Genomic DNA, 17,766 nt, shown 5'->3' with positions numbered 1-17,766 from the left:
GCTCGTTCTTGATGGCCTTGTCAACAAGCCAAGAATGAATGTTTTCTAAAAAAATGTCTTGAAAATGTCTTCGTGCTGACCGCACTCATTACAGGCATATTCTATTTCTAATGCATCTTCAGTAACTGTATGTACTGTCTCTTTTTTACAAGTTTCACAAAATCTCTTTTCGGATATTTCTTTCATGTATCATTCTCACTCCGTTTTCCCATCAATTTTTTGTAGCCTTGTTACTATTATTTTGCGAATGTCCCTCAGAAAAAATACCTTTTTCCTGAAGGACTTAAAAAAGAAGATAATGAATTTAGAGAAAATGGTACCGGAAAGTTAATTTCACCTCGGATTCCAATACATCAAAGCTGCATGAAACGGATATTCATATTCGAAAACTCCCTCTTTTTCCACCACATATTTATTAAGGATTGTTTTTACTTCATCATAGGAAAAATCTTCATCGAGAATTTTTGTTGTATTATCGCGAATCATTTCTTCATATGTGGAATAGGTTTTTTTGCTTTTCAATTTAACGATCTTACAATCCGCCAGTATTCCGAGTTGATACAAAACATTCAAGATGTGTATGTAATCCCGCTTTCTTAAATTGATCGTATATCCCCGTTGCTTCAATTCCATATAATGAGGTTTTTCTGGTCCGGTTGTCATACCTACTATCACTAACCGGGTTGCAGACTCATCCATTTTTAATAAGGTTTGACCGATTTCTGTCATACGGTAATAACAATTAAAACCAAATACTACATCATATCTGTCTCTTTTGGCATCACTTTCCCACTTATCATGAATCAATTCCATGTTTTCGAAACCTTTTTCGTTCGCCTGGGATTTCAAAAAACTGATAATGCTTTTGGAACTATCTATACAAGTAAGCTTCCTGACTTCTTTAGCAATATCGAATGTATAATTGCCCCATCCAGGGCCGATTTCCAATACATGATCATCCTGTTTTAATAATGCCAATAACTCTTTCTGGACAGTTTTTGCATATGGATCCGATTTATGTTGTTTTTTCCCTGCCATCTTGGAAGACCAAAAAGCTTCTTCTGCTGCATCATCTTTTAGCCTGGTTGGTATCTTCCCTGTATGATCTGCCATTGCCTGTTTCCAAAGTTCAATATAATCAGTCATCTTTTCTCCCCTGAATTCGTATGTATTTACCGGTTTTCACCGTATTCTGGTGTGGTGTATGAACGTTTGATTTCAAATTGAAAGATAGCTATCCATCCAAATACTTCCTTTTTTTAAACGTAGTATCATACGCCAGTTAAAGCGATTGTTTTCGCCATAAGAAGAAGGAGCAAAAACTTCGCTCCTCTTTTTTAGTAACGACCTTTTATCTAATCGATAAAGCAGTGGTCAATCCTTTAACCAATTCGGCCTTTTTCCTTGCTGTCAATTGGACATCTTCGCCTATTCTTTTCAATTTATGCGGCCTCTTGAGCTTTATATACAGAATCATTTTTCATGATATGTGTGAGAATGACGATGGTTTATTCCATTCTTTATTATACCTGTTTCCATATTTTAATATAGTTATACTTCTTAATCATCTGCTTATCATCAATCAGTCGAGTGTAGTGCGGTGTTTGCCCCAACAAGCTTGCCGCACATATGCTCATCATTAAAAGGCATAAAGCCTGCTTGGATTCATGCCTTATTGTTAACAATAATGTACGCTTTCTTATTATGTTGTAAAAAAGGCAATAATGGCACAAATCTAGTCCACGTAATGTTTTTTATAATCTGGATGGATAGAAAATTTTTTGCGTAAATTAACGAGGTTTACACCAAAGCTTTCTTCTAAGAGGTCTCTATGTTTCTCCATGATTTCCATGAGATACAAATCATGGATCATGACTTCTGTAATAGGCATTACCAAACCCACATGCATGGTCCATGCTGCACGGCTATCTTTACCAAGCGAGACAATACCTGCTACCACTTCTGAATCATCTCCACTAATAACAAGCCATCGTCCGCCATATTCTTCTGTAATTTCATGCCCCATATAATGGAGATATACATTAGCAAAATCACAGACGATTTCCCCGTAGGCAATAATCGTAACATTGACTCCTTTATTTGCTGCCTGTCTTAGCTCAGACTCTAATTCTTCGAATTCTTCTTCCCAAATCTCTAAGAGTATTCTTTTTTTAGCAGATAAAATACAAGCTTTTACCTTATCGAGTATTTCATTACGTCCCATGATATTCCAGATGTTTTCACGATCATTTGCAGAACGTTCAAACTCCGCTAATGATTTTTCTGCCAGTTCAAAATTTTCTTCTGCTTTCATGCGGCGGTTTTTTATTAGTTCCCTTGCAGGAACGGGAGTATACTGTGGTGTGTTTCCAGGACTAACTAGAATATCTCCTCTTATTGCGAGACTGTCCAGGATTTCATAGATTCTTGAACGTGGTACACCGGATTTTTTTGCAACTGCATAGCCTGTTAATGGCGATTCTTCCAATAAGGCAAGATATGCTTTTGCTTCATATTCGGTAAAATTTAGATTTTTTAATGTGTCTAAAATGTTTTCTTTCATATACCCTCCACACAACCGTAGTCGCTACCTTTGTAACTAATATTTTAGCAAAATCTGTTGACGATTTCCATTTTCATCTAATATACTTACAAGTAGTTACTTTAGTAACCACTATCTAAAGGAAAGGAGAAATAGTATGGATAGCTTACTTACATACATATCAATCGTTGCAATGATGGTTATTATACCTGGAGCAGATACAATGCTCTTAGTGAAAAACACGCTAAGCTATGGTCCAAAAGCTGGACGTTATACCGTTCTCGGAATGGCAACGGGACTTTCTTTTTGGACGCTTATTGCTATTCTTGGACTATCTGTTGTAATTGCAAAGTCTGTGATTCTTTTCAGTACAATCAAATATTTGGGAGCCGCCTACTTAATTTATTTAGGGATAAAAAGTTTTTTTGCTAAAAGCGTTTTTTCCTTAAAAGAAATTCAAGCACAAGCAAATACACCTACGAAGTATTCAAGCCGGCATAATAAAGATTCCTTTATGCAAGCATTACTTAATAATATTCTTAATCCAAAGACCGTTTTAGTTTATATAACCATCATGCCGCAATTTATCAATTTGAGCGGAAATGTAAACCAGCAATTGATTATATTAGCCTTCATCTTAACCTTGCTCGCTGTATTGTGGTTTCTTTTTCTTGTGTTTCTAATTGATTACGCAAAAAAATGGATGAACAACTCCAAATTCCAGAAAGCATTCCAAAAATCAACTGGCTTAATTTTAATAGGTTTTGGCATTAAAACAGGAATTTAGGTCATTTACTAACACATATAATTTGAATCTATCCGTTCAGAAAATTGAACGGTTTTTTTCGTTTGTATGTACATGCAATTCACATACTGTGTACTGACCCGCACTGTAAGTTGCACCTAATCAATCTTTCATTATTACATATGGCACTGCATGATGAATCTACAAAGACATTCATTAAGATCACTAACAAGGTCATTCATTAATTGAAAATAAAAACGCCAGTATTTTCACAAAAGTGAAAAAATACTGACGGGTAATAACCTATGAAGTTTCAATTCCTTTTTATTAATCCAAGCCGCAAGCCTTGGCAAGTACTTCAACAAGATGCATACTTTTTATTTGGTTTGCCGCTCCCTCCCTCTGGATGCCGATGCTCATTTGCATTTGGCATCCAGGGTTAACCGTAACTATGGTAGTTGCTTTCGTTTCTTTAAGGTTCTTCATTTTCTCATCAAGAATTTTCATGGATTCATCAAAGTGGAGCAGATTATAGATACCTCCAGATGCACAGCAACGGTCAAACCCTTCCATTTCCACATAGGAAACACCTGGTATGGATTGCAATAATAAACGAGGTTCCTTTTGGACCTTTTGAACATTGCGTAAGTGACATGAATCTTGATAGGAAACGATGCCTTGCCATTCTTCAGTAAAGGGGAGCGGCCCCAATTGATGAAGAACTTGACTGATGTCTTTTGATTTTTCCGAGAAAGCCCTTGCCGCCCCAGCCCATTCGTGATCATCTGCCAATAAATGTCCATATTCAAGTAGCGAAGAGCCGCAGCCTCCTGCGTTATTTACAATTACATCGGCATCTGATTGCATGAAGGCCTGGATATTCCTCTTTGCCAATGCTTTCGCTTGATTTGTTTCACCTTGATGGGAATGCAGTGCACCGCAGCAATTCTGATTTTCAGGAAGAATGACTTCACAACCTGCTAAGGTGAGCAGCTCAATGGTAAGACGATTTATTCGTGACATCATGGAATCCATGATACACCCAGAAAAAAAGGCCACTTTTAATTTCGTTTCTCCCTTTGCCTGCATTATCGTACCTGTCCGGATTCGTTTGGAGGACGACTCGATGGCTGGAAGTGCTTGTTCTAAATGTGCAAGGGCAGGAGAAACCTTTTGCAGTACATTCGATGAACGGATAAGCTTGGATAATCCTGTTTTTTGATAGAACTGTACTGCACTTCCAATCCTGTTCATCCGTTTAGGATATGGAAAAAGATGAACCAATGCCAGTTTTTTGATCTTGTTCATTTTGTTTTTTTGGTTGGCTGACGGGGAGTTTTCAATGGCTTCCTTTGCCGCTTCAAGTATATGTCCGTATGGCACACCGACTGGACATGCAGTTTCACAAGCACGGCATCCTAAACAGAGGTCGATCGGTTCAGCTAAATCTTTTTGAAAATCTATTTTGCCTTCGGCAGCCATTTTCACTAGATTGATTCGACCGCGTGGAGAGGCGGATTCCACTCCCATTGATTCATATGTAGGGCAAGCTGGTAAACAGTAACCGCATTTCACACATTGGTTTGTCCAATCATAGGCATCTGAATATAAATTATGGGCCACTGCATTTGTCTCGTTCGGTTTGACGGGTAGATTCATGTAACCAACACGACCCTTGTCTGGCCTTTTTCAGGAAAAATCTTTCCTGGATTCAAGATATTATTGGGATCCCATGCTTCTTTAATTTTTTTCATCATATTCACCCCTGTTATTCCTAATTCCATTTCCATATAAGGTGACTTTAAAGTACCGATACCATGTTCCCCGGAAAGTGTTCCGCCTAGTTCGATTGCGGCTTCAAAAATTTCACTGACTGCAAGCTCCACTTTTTTCATTTCCGTGACATTTCGTTTATCGGTAATGATGTTCGGATGTAAATTGCCATCACCTGCATGGCCGAATACAACCAAGTTCAACTCGTATTTCTCCCGGATAATGTTTAATCTCTCCATCATCGCCGGTATTTGACTGCGTGGAACGGTCGCATCTTCAGAAATTTTTGTAGGACCCATTTGTGTAATGGCCGGTGAAACAGATTTACGCGCACTCCAAATAGTTTGGCGTTCGTCCTCTGTCTCCGCTATCTTGACGTAGGAAGCACCTTCCGCCTTGCATATATCGGCGCATTTATTGATTTCTTCTTCAATCGCCAATGGGTGACCATCTATTTCTATGATCAGAATGGCTTCTGCCTGTAGAGGCAATCCTGAAGGCCGATAGCTTTCGACAGCACGGATACACGCGTTATCCATCAGTTCCAGGGCAGATGGTAGAATCCCTGACGATAAAATGCTGGTAATGGCATGGCCAGAGTCTATCAAATGATCGAAGTGGGCCACAAATGTTTGTTTTGATTGAGGTTTTGGTATTAAGCGGATGATTGCTTCAGTAACGATGCCCAGGGTACCTTCCGATCCTACGATCAATCGGGTCAAATCATACCCTGTAACATTTTTTACGGTCTTTCCCCCAGTACGAATGATTTCTCCCGTCGGGGTGACCACCTCCAGGCCTATCACATATTCTTTCGTCGTTCCGTATTTCAATCCCTTTGGGCCGCTGGAGTTTTCTAATAGATTCCCTCCTATTGTGGCAACATTGGAACTGCTTGGATCCGGCGGATAGAACAAGCCTGCTTCTTCAGCCTTTTTATGGATATTTGCCGTAATTACACCTGGAGAGACAATGGCTAGCATATTTTCACGATCAATGATCAATTTATCCCTTAAAAGGGTCATATCAAGAACCATCCCCCCTTTAACAGGTAATGGGCCTCCACTTAGTGAAGTTCCAGATCCCCTAGGGTAAACAGGTATTTTGTGAGTATTGGCCAATTTAATCACTTCACTGATTTCCTCTGCATTTTTTGGCTGAATTACGATTTCAGGTAAATATTCCCCAAAAGAAGCATCATAGCTATAACAATACCTTTCTGCCAGATCAAGGAACATTCTATCATCTGGAATTATCTGCCTAAGGTCGTCCAGGGCTTCTTTCTCCATGCTTCTCACTTCCTTTCTTATAATCAATTGGAAAAGAACTATTTATATGTAAAATAATAGAATTTTATGATTCTGCTAGTATAATGTTGAAAGAAAAGGAGGTTTTTTTTTGAAAATCGCACTGATACACGCAACCACAACTGCATTACAACCAATTGAAGCGGCTTTTCAGACTGTTGCTCCAAACATTGAACTCCTTCATTTCATGGACACAGGTCTTCTCGCCTTGATGGAAAAGAGCGGCAAGTTGACTCCGGAAATCATCCGCCGGTTTTCTTCATTAGTGAATATAGCCTATGATTCTGACGTTTCATGCATCCAACTTACTTGCTCTGCGTTTAATGACATCACTTCAATTTTACAACCTCTATACCCTGTAAAGTTGTTTCGTTCTGATGAGGCCATGCTCGATGAAGCGCTTCGTTATGCTAGCATCGGCCTGGTGTCAACCGTAAAAGAAACTCCTATTGCCCTCCAAAATTACTTATTAAATAAAAATCCCGACTGTATGATCGAGTCATTGGTGGATCCCGGGATCATTCATTTATTATCACAAGGAAGAAGAAAGGAGCATGACGACCGGGTTAAAAAGATGGTGGAACAATTGGATGGGAAGACAGAAGTGATTTTGCTTTCACAATATAGTATGGAACATATCGCAAAGCAGGTTAATCCTTCTGTCCCTGTCCTAACGGCTCCACTATTGGCTGCTAAAAGGTGTTTGGCTCATTTGAATGGGACGTTTGGATGAGTTTTCTTCGTTAAATCAGAACATTTCGAGCAGGATCGTTTGTCACATCATTCATCTCGTTTTTAACCGTTAGTATGATGGGAACCACCAAAAACTTTTCCGACACCTTGAATTTTTTCAAGTATGACGATTAGTAGGACTGATATGAAAATAACCACGCTTGACACGGATGCAACGATTGGATTGTAGGCATCCTGCATTTGCGAGAATATTTCGATCGGCAGCGTTCTCATTTCCGGTGATACCATAAAGAGAGAGACCGTTACATTATCAAATGAGGTCAAAAATGCGAATAATCCCCCTGATATGGCCGCGGATCCAATTAGCGGCAGTGTCACTTTCATGAATACTGTGAATGGATTCGCTCCCAGAATGGCCGCGGCACGTTCGAGATTATAATCAAATCCACTTAAACCGGTTAATACGAGCCGCATAACATATGGTATGCAAATGACGATATGGGCAATTAAAAATCCCGTAGACGTACCTGCAAGCATCATTGGTGTAAAGTACATTAAAAGTGCAATTCCCAAGACTAATTGCGGCACACTTAATGGAGAAGTTAAAAGGGCCGTAATATACGATTTTCCCGGTATATCATACTTTGCGATGCCAAGGGCACCCAAAGTTCCGAATATGACGGAAAAAAGGGCAGCTAAAGCTGCGAACTTCGCACTGTTCAAAAAGGCTTCCAAAAATTCAGGACGTTCCAAAATCTTGGCATACCATTGCAGTGAGAAGCCTTCAGCCGGAAAACTTGGATAATTGGCACTTGTAAAAGAAGCGGGAATAACGACAATGAGAGGTATCAAAATATAGATAATTGCCAACACGGCTACGGCAATCCGAAGGCCGCCAAATGTTTTCATCATCGGAATACCTCCTTGAATTTCCCTTTTTCAAACACTCTGGTAAAGACGGCCACTGATATGACAGTGGTTGCTAATAGAATGTAAGAAAGAGCAGATCCGAATGTCCAATGCAGCAAGTTATTTATTTGATCATAGATGACAACAGGCATCACCGGCACATTGGCTCCTCCCATCAGTGCAGGCGTAACATAAGCACTCATTGATAAACTGAATACGAGAATGCAGCCAGATACGATACCTGGGATACTTAACGGTAAAGTAATCGAAAAGAACCTTCTGAATGGGCTTGCCCCAAGTATTGCTCCTGCCTTATCCAGGGAAGGATCAATATTATATAAACTGGCAACGATGGATAAGATCATGAAAGGAAGATATGCATTGGATAGCCCAATCACCACTCCGATTTCCGAAAACAATAGTTTCAATGGTGCATCTATTATGCCAAGCGCCATCAAGGTTTGATTAATCGTTCCATTAGGCAAAAGCAAAAGGTACCAGCCAAAATTACGGACAACTATACTTACCAAGAGCGGTGACACAATCAAGAGAGTGATATACCCCCTGATCCGTGCTGAACTTTTGGCCATCGTCAAAGCTACCGGATATCCAAGAAATAAAGCAACCAAAACCGAATATAAGCTGATTTTCACTGTTAGCCATAAAGAAGATAAGTAATAGCTATCGGTAAATAATTGTGTATAGTTTTTTAGGCTATAAACTGCATCCGCTCCTCCAAGATTATCCGTTGATATGAAGCTTAAATATAAAATGTATAACATCGGTATGACAAAGAATCCAAATATGAAAAGCAGAATCGGCGTTAACAGGAGTAATCCCGGAAACCAGACTTTCCTTTTCTTGATTTTAGGTTCCTTTTGCGGTTCAATAGGATTCGTTTCATGTTCTATTTCTTGACTAGCATAACTTCTGATGGGCTCCATCCAATCAACACCTCACTTCCATTTTGCCATGATGAATCAAAAGCGGAAGTCAACACTTGAATACTTTTCCCATGTAATAGAACATTAATTTCCCAAGAGGTACCAAGATAGTTAATCTGGCTGATCTTAGCATGCTGGAAATCCAATGGAGAGGTTGATTCATCAAGAGAAACAATTTGCAGTTTTTCCGGCCTAATATAAAGCTTCACCTCATCACCGGCTTTCAAATCACTATCATTTCCCATGATGTTGTTTGCATCGACATGGGTGATATCAGGCCCTATCTTGACTGAAACTTTCCGCTTATCCACAGCAGACACATTCCCTTCAAAACAATTCGATTTCCCGATGAATTGAAATACGAATTCAGTCTTGGGATGATTGTAAATCTCAGTAGGAGTACTGATTTGTTCAATTTTCCCAGCATTCATGACCACGACTCGATCTGACATGGAAAGAGCTTCTTCTTGATCATGGGTCACAAAAATGGTCGTTACGCCAATTTCCTTTTGTAAACGCTTTATCTCGGCCCTGAGTTCATGGCGCAACTTTGCATCAAGGTTTGAAAGCGGTTCGTCAAGCAAAAGGAGCTCCGGTTCAACTACAAGTGCTCTGGAAATTGCAACACGCTGACGCTGACCTCCTGATAATTCCCTTGGATAACGATTCTCCAATCCTGACATTTTCACTAATTCAAGCGCTTTACTTATCTTCTTTTTTTGCTCAGCTTTACTAACTTTGCGCAGCTTCAAACCAAAACTAAGATTTTCATAGACTGTCATATGAGGAAAAAGCGAATAAGTTTGAAAAACCATTCCTAAATCTCGCTTATAAGGAGGAACCTTCGTCACATTATTGCCTTTAATATGGACCTCACCACGATCTGCATCGAGGAACCCTGCAATTAGGTTCAAGGTTGTGGACTTTCCGCACCCCGAAGGCCCAAGAAGAGTAAGTAACTCTCCTTGTTTCACCTCCAGGTCAATGCCATTCAGGACAACATTCGCTCCAAATTGTTTAAACGCGCCTTTTATCTCTACATCATTTTTGTTCGAGCAAAACCCCTGAACTGCCTCCAGGTGTTGCCTGTTCATATCCATATCTTTTTTTAATACTTCCATGTGATCAACACGCTCCTTTTTATTTGAGTTTTTTCCCTAATTCAGGAGTAACCTCTTTCGCCCATCTATCTGACACCTCGGCGCGGATTTCTGCAAACTTGGCGAAATCAGGTTTGAATGTTTTATCACTTGCTTTAAGGCCGATTGACTCTTCATATTTCTCTGGGATTTTCATTCCTTCTACCGTCGGATAAAATCCTTTTTCGGAAATTAATGCTTGCGCTTCTTCACTGATTACATAGTTGATGAATTCAAGGGCTTCTTTGCTATTAGGTGTATTTTTCACAAGTCCGGCACTAAAGGCTTGAAGTGGTACACCTTCTTTAGGTACGGACATTTTAATGGGAATACCTGAAACGGCTAGTTCACCTATGGAGTAACTTCCCATGACGGTTACGTCAGCAGCTCCTTGTTGGACAGCTGGCATCATTTGGGTAGAGTTTTTATAAAAGGTATTGGAATAAGCTGCAAGATCTTTTGCTTTTTCAAGACCTGGTTCCATGTCTTCCGTACTTCCTCCGTTTGAAATCGCCAGGCCATTAAGGGTATTGAAACCCCAGTCATTCGTTATATCCGAAAATGCTGTTTTACCCTCGTAATCAGGTGATACAAGATCATTCCATGATTCAATTGATTTTAACCCTTTCTTCTTAAAGGTTTCCGTATTATAAGCTGGCGCAATGACTAAACCGAATGCCGGTGCGGCAGCCTTTTCAACCGGAATGAAACGTGGATCCACCGATTTCATATTGGGAACATTAGACTCATCAATTGGTACGATCAGTTCCTTTTCCTTCGCTCGAATTACATCAACCGGTACAAAAAGGGCAACATCTATTTGCGGAGCATTCTTCTGTAATTCCACTTTGGATAGGATTTCACCTGATAAACCGGAAATGTAATTAACAGTGATTCCCGTTTCTTCTTTGAACTTTGGTGCGATCACATCTCTGATGGCACTTTCAATAACACCGCCATTACCGGCAATCGTTATTTTTTTCTCTCCTTTTTCACTCGCACCCGTTTGGACGGATTCCCCCGGTTTTTGCGGAGTGGGATTACCACATCCCGCAAGAGCGATCAATACTATTATTGATAAAAGACTCAACAGTTTTTTCATGGTCATTACCTCCCGTTTTTCATTGACTTCCAATAATTCCTTGTTCATTGAAATAATTCATGGCCCCTGGATGAAAATCAAGTGGAACTTGTTTAGTTGCTTCATTTATTGAAATATCAGAAGCAGCTGGATGTGTATGCTGTAGTTCAGGCAGATGTTCATATAATGTTTTCACAAGACTGTATGCATGAGGATCAGACATTTCCTTGTAGGTTACCAGGACATTTTTAATTGAAATCGTTTGGACATTTTTTTTCATTCCGTATGTATCTCTGGGAATTTCATCACGAGTATAAACACCATATTGCTTTTGAAGGCCTTCAATGATTTCTCCCGGGATTGGAATAAAAGATAGTTCGGTCTGCTTGGATATGAAAGCGATTTCATTATTCGGAATTCCTGAAGAAAAGAAAGCTGCATCAATGCTACCATTTCGTAATGCCTCTGCAGATTGAGAAAAAGAAAGATAGGATAAATTCAATTGATCAGTCGGTAAATCAGATTCTAACAGTATCCGCTCTGCAATAAGCCTTGTACCGCTCCCTGCCGTTCCCACACTTATGCGTTTACCAATTAAATCTTCTAAGGAATCGATATCATTTTGTTTAGTAGTAACAATTTGTACATAATTGGAATATAGGGCCGTTAAAGCTCTTAACTTGGATTTATCCGTTTCAGGCAAATCCAGTACATCCACTGTGGTAAAACCAATTTCTGCACGATGGCGGCTAACCAAATCCGTATTTTCGATGGAAGCATGGGTTACCTGGGTACCTGAAACAGTTCCATTATATTTTTCATACATATTTGATAACCTTTGTCCTAACGAAAAATAAACACCTGTCATATCTCCAGTTCCAATGATTAGCATCCTATTATTTAAATCCTGTCCTTCAGAAGTTAGTTGACTTTGTATCAAGGTAGTAGCAGGTTTAGATATTTCCTGCTGCTCATTCATAAAAGAACATCCTGTCATGAAACAAAATAACAAAACGAATTTTATAAAGAGTGCTCCATTCTTCATCGTGGCCCTCCTTTCTTAATGTATTTAGATGCAAATATCATGCCAAGTCGATTTTCTGCTTTAAAACGCAAATCCTGCCGATTTATTGCATGATATATTCGTATAAATCGGCAATTTTTGCCGGCTACCCAGAAAAAAATGCCGATTAACACGATTTACCTTTTATTCTCCTTTTGAAATGAGCTTGATTTTATCACGAAGGCTTCTTTCAGAAATTTTTAGGATTTGAGCTGTTTTTTGCCGATGGTTTTTACAGTATTGAAGAGTGGCCGTTATGACTTTTTCTTCTATCTCTTTCATGGATATGCCAATAGGGATTTTGAAACTATTAAAATCGTCGTCATTGCCACCCGGCTGGAGAATGAACTTCTGTTCTTGAACATATTGCGGCAAGTCGGTATCCTCCATTTTTTTCGAGTGTGATAGGGCGACAGCATATTCTATGATGTTACCAAGCTCACGGACATTCCCAGGGTAATGATAATCCAGTAAAATCCGACGTGCAGCTGCCGAGAACGTCTTATCTTCACGATTCATATCCTTAGCGTGCTTTTTAATAAAATAATCCATAAGGATTGGCAAATCTTCTTTTCTATCTCTTAGAGGCGGCATCGAGATGGGAATGACATTTAGCCTGAAATACAGATCCTCCCTAAATTCCCCTTCCATCACCATTTGTTCAAGGTTTTTATTTGCTGCACTTATAATACGGACATCCAATGAGATTTTAGCATTGGACCCAAGAGGCGTCACTTCCCGTTCCTGCAATACTCGTAATAATTTGGCTTGAAGAGGAAGGGGCATTTCACTAATCTCATCAAGAAAAAGGATGCCTCCATTAGCAGCAACGAATTTCCCTTCCTTCCTCTGTGTTGCACCGGAAAATGCTCCCCTCTCATATCCGAACAATTCGGATTCCAGTAGCATCTCAGGAATGGCTGCACAATTGACAATCTGCATTGGATTGTTTTTCCTTCTACCTAGCGTATGGATATTCCGGGCTACAAGCTCCTTTCCAGTACCGCTTTCACCCGTGATAAGAACACTTGAATCAATATCTTTCACTCTTTCGATCATTGAGAAAATACGCTGCATCGCCTTGCTGTTGCCTAGGAAGTTACCAAATCCCTTTTGAATCTCCAATTCTTCATGTAATGTCTCCAATTGATTGGACATCTGTTTGAATTCGGCTGCCCTCATCAAGAGCAAAGAGAGTTCTTCTATATTAATTGGCTTTTCAATATAGTAGTAGGCCCCCTTTTTAATGGCCTCGATGGAAGTTTCAATGGATGAGTAGGCAGTCATCATGATGACTGTTATGTTAGGTTCTATTTGTTTAATTTTCTGCAGGACATCAAGTCCACTTTTATTTCCTATTCTCAAATCAAGCAATACAATATCAAAAGGCTGATTGTCGATCTTCCGGAGCCCCTCATCCGGGTCAGTGGTTGTCACGACTTGATAGGAATCTTCCAATGCAAAGCTGAGAGCCGTGCAAATAGCAGGTTCATCATCAATCACCAATACATGCATTTTCATATTACTCCTCCTCTTTCCAGGTTTCTATTCAATATATAAAGGGAGTGAAATGGTGAATTTCGTACCTGAATTAGGATAACTTTTCACATGGATATCTCCGTTATTTTCTTTAATTAACCTATACGATAACGTCAGTCCCAAACCGACGCCCTTTTCTTTATTTGTGAAAAAAGGCTCGAAAATATGGTTCAGTTCCTCCTGTTTCATCCCTTTTCCCGTATCGGATATGGTAATCCGCCCTGTCTTTTCGTTCTCTTTATCAATGGTGATTTTAATGGTCTTTTCCTTTGTTTCTTCTACGGCATGAATCGAATTCAACACCAAGTTAAGAAGTACTTGTTGAATTTGTTGTAAATCTATATAAAAAATAAGGTCCTCCTCAATCAACTGTTCGAAATTTATTTGTTTTTTTTCCATTGTCACCTTATGAAAAGCTAATAATGATATAAGTTCATGAGCGTGGCAATTTGTAATATTTGGCGGACGCGGACGTGCAAATTCAATTAAATCGGTAACAATCGCATTCAAACGGTTAACTTCAGTAGGCAAGTGTTCCATTAGAACTTGTCGGAATTGTGGATTATCATATTTACTTGGAAGTAAATCAATGAATGTTTTTATCGATGTCAAAGGATTCCTTATTTCATGAGCGACACCTGCAACTAGTTGACCAAGAGCGTGCAGCTTTTCTTGTGTGACCAATTTTTTCTCCAAAGTTTTCTTTTCCGTCTCATCATTCATGGAAAGTAAGTATCCGGTTTGTAAATCTTCAGAATTGAACATCTTATGCATCGAATATGAAATCACCTTCTGTTCATTTTCTTCATCATATACCAAGATCCGAAAAGAACCTGTACGATTATACTCATTTCGTTCTTGATGTAAAGCTCCGAAATTCTTCATTAATTGCGAATGATTCACAAGATTCAGAATCATTTCCTTGGAAATGTTAAGAATGTCTGTTGCCTTTGCATTGCAGCTGGTAATCATGAAATCGCGATCGAAAGTTATGATTCCATTATTGATATTGTTTAAGATTTGATCTTTGAACGCTTCAGCATTAGCGATGCTTTGCCGTTGTTTCTCTAAATCCTTATTTAATAAATGTAATTTCAACGTCTGGTTATGGACGGATTTTTTTAGCTTTTGATTCCATATGTAAATGATTAGAAGAATAAGGGCCACGGCAGTTAGGATTATGATTAACCAGAATATGAATTGTTCCAGCCTGGCAATTTTTTGATTGGATTGCGGCATGACCCATTTATCGATTATCCCATTGATATTTCGGTTGGCTTTAAGTTCTGTGAGCGTATTATTCAACATGAAAAGAAGCGTTTGATTTCCTTTTTTCACTGCAATCGTATAATCCGCTGGTTCAATGACTTCATCGAGAATGATATAATTCTTTTCTTGGCGGAACTTTTTCAAATAGAAATCTGCAGTCCATTTGTTTCCGATAAATACATCTGCACGGTTGTTCAATAAGGTTAAAATACCCGAGTATTGATTCGAAACGGTCGTTAAATTTGTATTCCTCATATTGAGAAATGTACTGATTACTGGTGTGTTTTGGTCAAGGACAACATGAGAATCACGCAGATCCGTTAACGTATGAATATCCTGTTTCCTTTTACTAGGAATGATTATTGATTGGGACATTGTAAAATAGGATTGAGTGAAATCAAGTTGATTTTCTTTTTCGGTATTATAGGTACTTCCAACAATGGCATCAATTGTTCCATTACTTAAGGCTTTCTCGGCTTCTTCCATCCTCATCGGAATATATTTGAAATCTACGCCATTATATTTTGCTATTTCCTCCATTAAATCAATATTGATGCCTGTCAGTTCACCAGCATCATTTTCAAATGAAAATGGAGGAAGAGCACTTTCCCCAGCAATTATAAATGTTTTTTGTTCAGCAAAAACAGTGGGAGACCAAAACGTTTGAACAAAGATTATAAAGAAAAATATACTTGGTTTAAACAGTTGCCTTTTAATTAAGAGCCCTCCTTCTACGTCAAAATCCTTCAGTCATGATTCCTCGGCTAAAAACATCATGATAATATACTTCTCCAATCAGGACTTGAACCCTTTAATTTCTTAGTATAATCTGACACAATCCAACAATAACCTACAAAAAGTATGTGATTCTGTCTAACCAAATAAATAGAAACCCAGCAACCTTTGCTGGGTTTAGGTTAGGAATAAGGAATTAAAATTTTAAGCCATTTTCCTACATCGAAATCCCTGAATAAAAAAGCAAAATTTCTCTGTATAAAATTGAGAAATGGAGTATTTTGTTTCTCCATTAATGCTTCCTATAATGGAATACCGCTTTATTTTTATAAGATTTTTAATGAAGAACTTTGATTGAACTATATTCAACATAAGCACCCGTCAATTCAAGAAAAGCGTACCTTCAGCAAAAAGCCAAAGGGTACACTTTTGTATGGAGTATTTATCTTTTTTTAGGTGGAATGCGAAAGCCTGTAGTTTTCTAATGCTCTACGGATCACTTATGGTGTCCATCTTGATTATTTGATTGAGTGGTTCCTGCGTTCCAAAAAAGAGGTCGGATGAACGCAAAGTGAGGTCATTTCTTAAATTTGATTAATCCATTTTCTCAACAATAGACTAATCTTTTAATCCCTTTCCATCCAGAATCTTCTGCATACATTTTTCAACTCTTGATTCTCGAGTTTTGGATTGTTTGGGTTGAGAAAAATGAAGAATGTATGCTCTTTGCCGTCCAGGGGTCAATGCTTCAAAAGCATTTTTCAAGGCAGGGATTTCATCGAATTTATTTTGAAGTTCTTCTGGAACTATGAATTCTCTTTTAAAATTCAATTCCAAACCTGCTTTTTCAATTTCAATGGCTTCTTGGATATAGGCTTTCAGAATGGTTTCCGTTGCAACTATTTCTTGAACATTGGTGAACCGAATCTGCCGCGCCCCCTGTACATTCTCCGTTTGTTGGATTAGAATCCCGTGGGTATCCTTTAACAAGGCACCTTTGTGAAACAAAAGCGCACAATACTCTTTAAATCCATGGATTAAAACTATGTTTTTTTTCTCAAACGTATAACAGGGATGCATCCATTTAAATTCTTCAGTCAGGTCACAGTCAAGAACGATATTTCTCAACGTCTCATATTCTACTTGCCACTTTTTAGCTTTACTTAAAAATTCATCAACCTTAAGATTCATTTTACTATTTGTCATCACGGAGCACTCCTCTTTCCGAGCAGTTTGTTTTATTATTCGTTCAAAAGTTTTGGTCTTACATTTCCCCTAATACTTTTTTAAGATCTTCGCCCATTTTCGCCCAACCATATTTAGCACCATTGAACGCTTGATCTTCTTTTTCGAATCCTGCTTGATCAAGATGTAAGTAAGTTGTTCCATCCTCGTGCTTTAATGTCCATGTGACGGTAGTGTTTATCCCGCCACCTACCCAAGTGTAAGATAACTTATAAGGCTCCTCCACTTCTAGAACTTCGGAATCTATAATTAAATTCCACTGTTCATTCCGAAACTGAAATTTATGCCCCACGACAGGTTTAATATCATTAGCCATTACCCATTTCGTAAGAGTATTTGCATCCGTTAGGGCGAACCATACCTTCTCGATCGGGCTCTTAAAATTAAACTCTTGTGATACTGTTAGATTCATTTTTGGTTCCTCCTGTAATATTTGATTTAAAAGTATGGCTCTTTCACTCCAGAATCTCCTGTAAAACGATACCCACTCCTCAATTTCTCTCAATGGAGCGGCATTCAGCCGATAACGCGTTTCCCTGCCGACCTTTCTGCTTATTACGAGACCTGCCTCTTTAAGGATGGCCAAATGCTTCGAAACCGCAGTACGGCCCATTTCAAAATGAACAGTTAACTCATTCAGTGGCAATTCTTCCGCATCCGTCAACAAACTTAACAATTTACGTCTTGTTGGGTCAGCGATGGCTACATAAATATCACGATCTTGACTTTTCTCGTTCAAAATCCCCCCCCTTTTAATTGGACACTAAATGGTGTCTTTTATT

At 38.9% G+C, this 17,766-nt stretch carries 15 protein-coding genes and 1 pseudogene; 2 read left to right on the top strand and 14 right to left on the bottom strand.

Annotated features, from left to right (window positions below):
* Positions 1-333: 333 nt before the first annotated feature.
* Together ACQKNS_RS00195 and ACQKNS_RS00190 are read right to left on the bottom strand one after the other, a co-directional pair.
* Entirely contained in the window at positions 334-1,146 is an 813-nt protein-coding gene (locus ACQKNS_RS00195) for a methyltransferase domain-containing protein (protein WP_427640586.1), read from the bottom strand.
* A 589-nt stretch (positions 1,147-1,735) separates the two neighbouring features.
* Positions 1,736-2,563, bottom strand: a complete 828-nt coding sequence (locus ACQKNS_RS00190) for a TrmB family transcriptional regulator (RefSeq protein ID WP_427640585.1) — start codon at positions 2,561-2,563, stop codon at positions 1,736-1,738.
* A gap of 136 nt (positions 2,564-2,699) precedes the next feature.
* Between ACQKNS_RS00190 and ACQKNS_RS00185 the strand changes: the two genes are divergently transcribed.
* Entirely contained in the window at positions 2,700-3,329 is a 630-nt protein-coding gene (locus tag ACQKNS_RS00185; protein ID WP_427640584.1) for a homoserine/threonine efflux transporter, read from the top strand.
* 285 nt (positions 3,330-3,614) lie between these two features.
* Here ACQKNS_RS00185 and ACQKNS_RS00180 read toward each other — a convergent pair whose 3' ends face one another.
* Positions 3,615-4,946 carry a (Fe-S)-binding protein gene (locus ACQKNS_RS00180; protein ID WP_427640583.1) on the bottom strand — a complete coding sequence of 444 codons (1,332 nt, stop codon included), beginning with the start codon at positions 4,944-4,946 and terminating at the stop codon, positions 3,615-3,617.
* Positions 4,943-6,349, bottom strand: coding sequence for an FAD-binding oxidoreductase (locus tag ACQKNS_RS00175; protein WP_427640582.1), 1,407 nt, complete (start codon positions 6,347-6,349; stop codon positions 4,943-4,945). The genes ACQKNS_RS00180 and ACQKNS_RS00175 overlap by 4 nt, the downstream gene beginning before the upstream one ends.
* A gap of 109 nt (positions 6,350-6,458) precedes the next feature.
* Between ACQKNS_RS00175 and ACQKNS_RS00170 the strand changes: the two genes are divergently transcribed.
* On the top strand, positions 6,459-7,100 hold the full coding sequence (locus ACQKNS_RS00170; protein WP_427640581.1) for a hypothetical protein: 642 nt from the start codon (positions 6,459-6,461) through the stop codon (positions 7,098-7,100).
* Between the two features lie 62 nt (positions 7,101-7,162).
* Here the strand turns inward: ACQKNS_RS00170 and ACQKNS_RS00165 are convergent, their stop codons facing one another.
* From ACQKNS_RS00165 to ACQKNS_RS00120, 10 genes and pseudogenes are all read right to left on the bottom strand, one after another.
* A complete protein-coding gene (locus ACQKNS_RS00165) occupies positions 7,163-7,969 on the bottom strand; it encodes an ABC transporter permease (RefSeq protein ID WP_427642087.1) in 807 nt (268 codons plus the stop codon).
* Positions 7,969-8,913 (bottom strand): ABC transporter permease, encoded by a 945-nt coding sequence (locus ACQKNS_RS00160; RefSeq protein ID WP_427640580.1) that lies wholly within the window; start codon positions 8,911-8,913, stop codon positions 7,969-7,971. Before ACQKNS_RS00160 ends, ACQKNS_RS00165 begins: the two co-directional genes overlap by 1 nt.
* Positions 8,877-10,007, bottom strand: a complete 1,131-nt coding sequence (locus tag ACQKNS_RS00155) for an ABC transporter ATP-binding protein (protein WP_427642086.1) — start codon at positions 10,005-10,007, stop codon at positions 8,877-8,879. Before ACQKNS_RS00155 ends, ACQKNS_RS00160 begins: the two co-directional genes overlap by 37 nt.
* A gap of 46 nt (positions 10,008-10,053) precedes the next feature.
* The gene (locus tag ACQKNS_RS00150) at positions 10,054-11,154 is read right to left on the bottom strand and encodes an ABC transporter substrate-binding protein (protein ID WP_427640579.1); all 1,101 of its coding nucleotides are present in this window, start codon (positions 11,152-11,154) and stop codon (positions 10,054-10,056) included.
* Between the two features lie 19 nt (positions 11,155-11,173).
* Positions 11,174-12,178 (bottom strand): TAXI family TRAP transporter solute-binding subunit, encoded by a 1,005-nt coding sequence (locus ACQKNS_RS00145; RefSeq protein ID WP_427640578.1) that lies wholly within the window; start codon positions 12,176-12,178, stop codon positions 11,174-11,176.
* A 162-nt stretch (positions 12,179-12,340) separates the two neighbouring features.
* Positions 12,341-13,717 (bottom strand): sigma-54-dependent transcriptional regulator, encoded by a 1,377-nt coding sequence (locus ACQKNS_RS00140; RefSeq protein WP_427640577.1) that lies wholly within the window; start codon positions 13,715-13,717, stop codon positions 12,341-12,343.
* A 24-nt stretch (positions 13,718-13,741) separates the two neighbouring features.
* On the bottom strand, positions 13,742-15,622 hold the full coding sequence (locus ACQKNS_RS00135) for a transporter substrate-binding domain-containing protein (RefSeq protein WP_427642085.1): 1,881 nt from the start codon (positions 15,620-15,622) through the stop codon (positions 13,742-13,744).
* Positions 15,623-16,357: 735 nt separating this feature from the next.
* The gene (locus ACQKNS_RS00130; protein WP_427640576.1) at positions 16,358-16,945 is read right to left on the bottom strand and encodes a YdeI/OmpD-associated family protein; all 588 of its coding nucleotides are present in this window, start codon (positions 16,943-16,945) and stop codon (positions 16,358-16,360) included.
* 58 nt (positions 16,946-17,003) lie between these two features.
* Positions 17,004-17,396: an SRPBCC family protein gene (locus ACQKNS_RS00125; protein ID WP_427642084.1), complete on the bottom strand. Its 393-nt coding sequence runs from the start codon at positions 17,394-17,396 to the stop codon at positions 17,004-17,006.
* Between the two features lie 93 nt (positions 17,397-17,489).
* Positions 17,490-17,723, bottom strand: a pseudogene (locus tag ACQKNS_RS00120) (ArsR/SmtB family transcription factor); the annotation flags it as partial.
* Between the last annotated feature and the right edge of the window lie 43 nt (positions 17,724-17,766).

This window comes from Peribacillus sp. NPDC094092 (assembly GCF_050279365.1).
Classification (GTDB): Bacteria; Bacillota; Bacilli; order Bacillales; family DSM-1321; genus Peribacillus.
The sequence above is the reverse complement of the archived record's forward strand: the minus strand, read 5'-3'. Positions and strand labels throughout refer to the sequence as shown.

Coding starts and splice junctions, on each gene's coding strand:
- ACQKNS_RS00185 (WP_427640584.1), top strand. CDS start 2,700: ATGGATAGCTTACTTACATACATATCAATCGTTGCAATGATGGTTATT.
- ACQKNS_RS00180 (WP_427640583.1), bottom strand. CDS start 4,946: ATGAATCTACCCGTCAAACCGAACGAGACAAATGCAGTGGCCCATAAT.
- ACQKNS_RS00160 (WP_427640580.1), bottom strand. CDS start 8,913: ATGGAGCCCATCAGAAGTTATGCTAGTCAAGAAATAGAACATGAAACG.
- ACQKNS_RS00150 (WP_427640579.1), bottom strand. CDS start 11,154: ATGAAAAAACTGTTGAGTCTTTTATCAATAATAGTATTGATCGCTCTT.
- ACQKNS_RS00125 (WP_427642084.1), bottom strand. CDS start 17,396: ATGAATCTAACAGTATCACAAGAGTTTAATTTTAAGAGCCCGATCGAG.
- ACQKNS_RS00190 (WP_427640585.1), bottom strand. CDS start 2,563: ATGAAAGAAAACATTTTAGACACATTAAAAAATCTAAATTTTACCGAA.
- ACQKNS_RS00145 (WP_427640578.1), bottom strand. CDS start 12,178: ATGAAGAATGGAGCACTCTTTATAAAATTCGTTTTGTTATTTTGTTTC.
- ACQKNS_RS00140 (WP_427640577.1), bottom strand. CDS start 13,717: ATGAAAATGCATGTATTGGTGATTGATGATGAACCTGCTATTTGCACG.
- ACQKNS_RS00155 (WP_427642086.1), bottom strand. CDS start 10,007: ATGAACAGGCAACACCTGGAGGCAGTTCAGGGGTTTTGCTCGAACAAA.
- ACQKNS_RS00175 (WP_427640582.1), bottom strand. CDS start 6,349: ATGGAGAAAGAAGCCCTGGACGACCTTAGGCAGATAATTCCAGATGAT.
- ACQKNS_RS00130 (WP_427640576.1), bottom strand. CDS start 16,945: ATGACAAATAGTAAAATGAATCTTAAGGTTGATGAATTTTTAAGTAAA.
- ACQKNS_RS00165 (WP_427642087.1), bottom strand. CDS start 7,969: ATGAAAACATTTGGCGGCCTTCGGATTGCCGTAGCCGTGTTGGCAATT.
- ACQKNS_RS00195 (WP_427640586.1), bottom strand. CDS start 1,146: ATGACTGATTATATTGAACTTTGGAAACAGGCAATGGCAGATCATACA.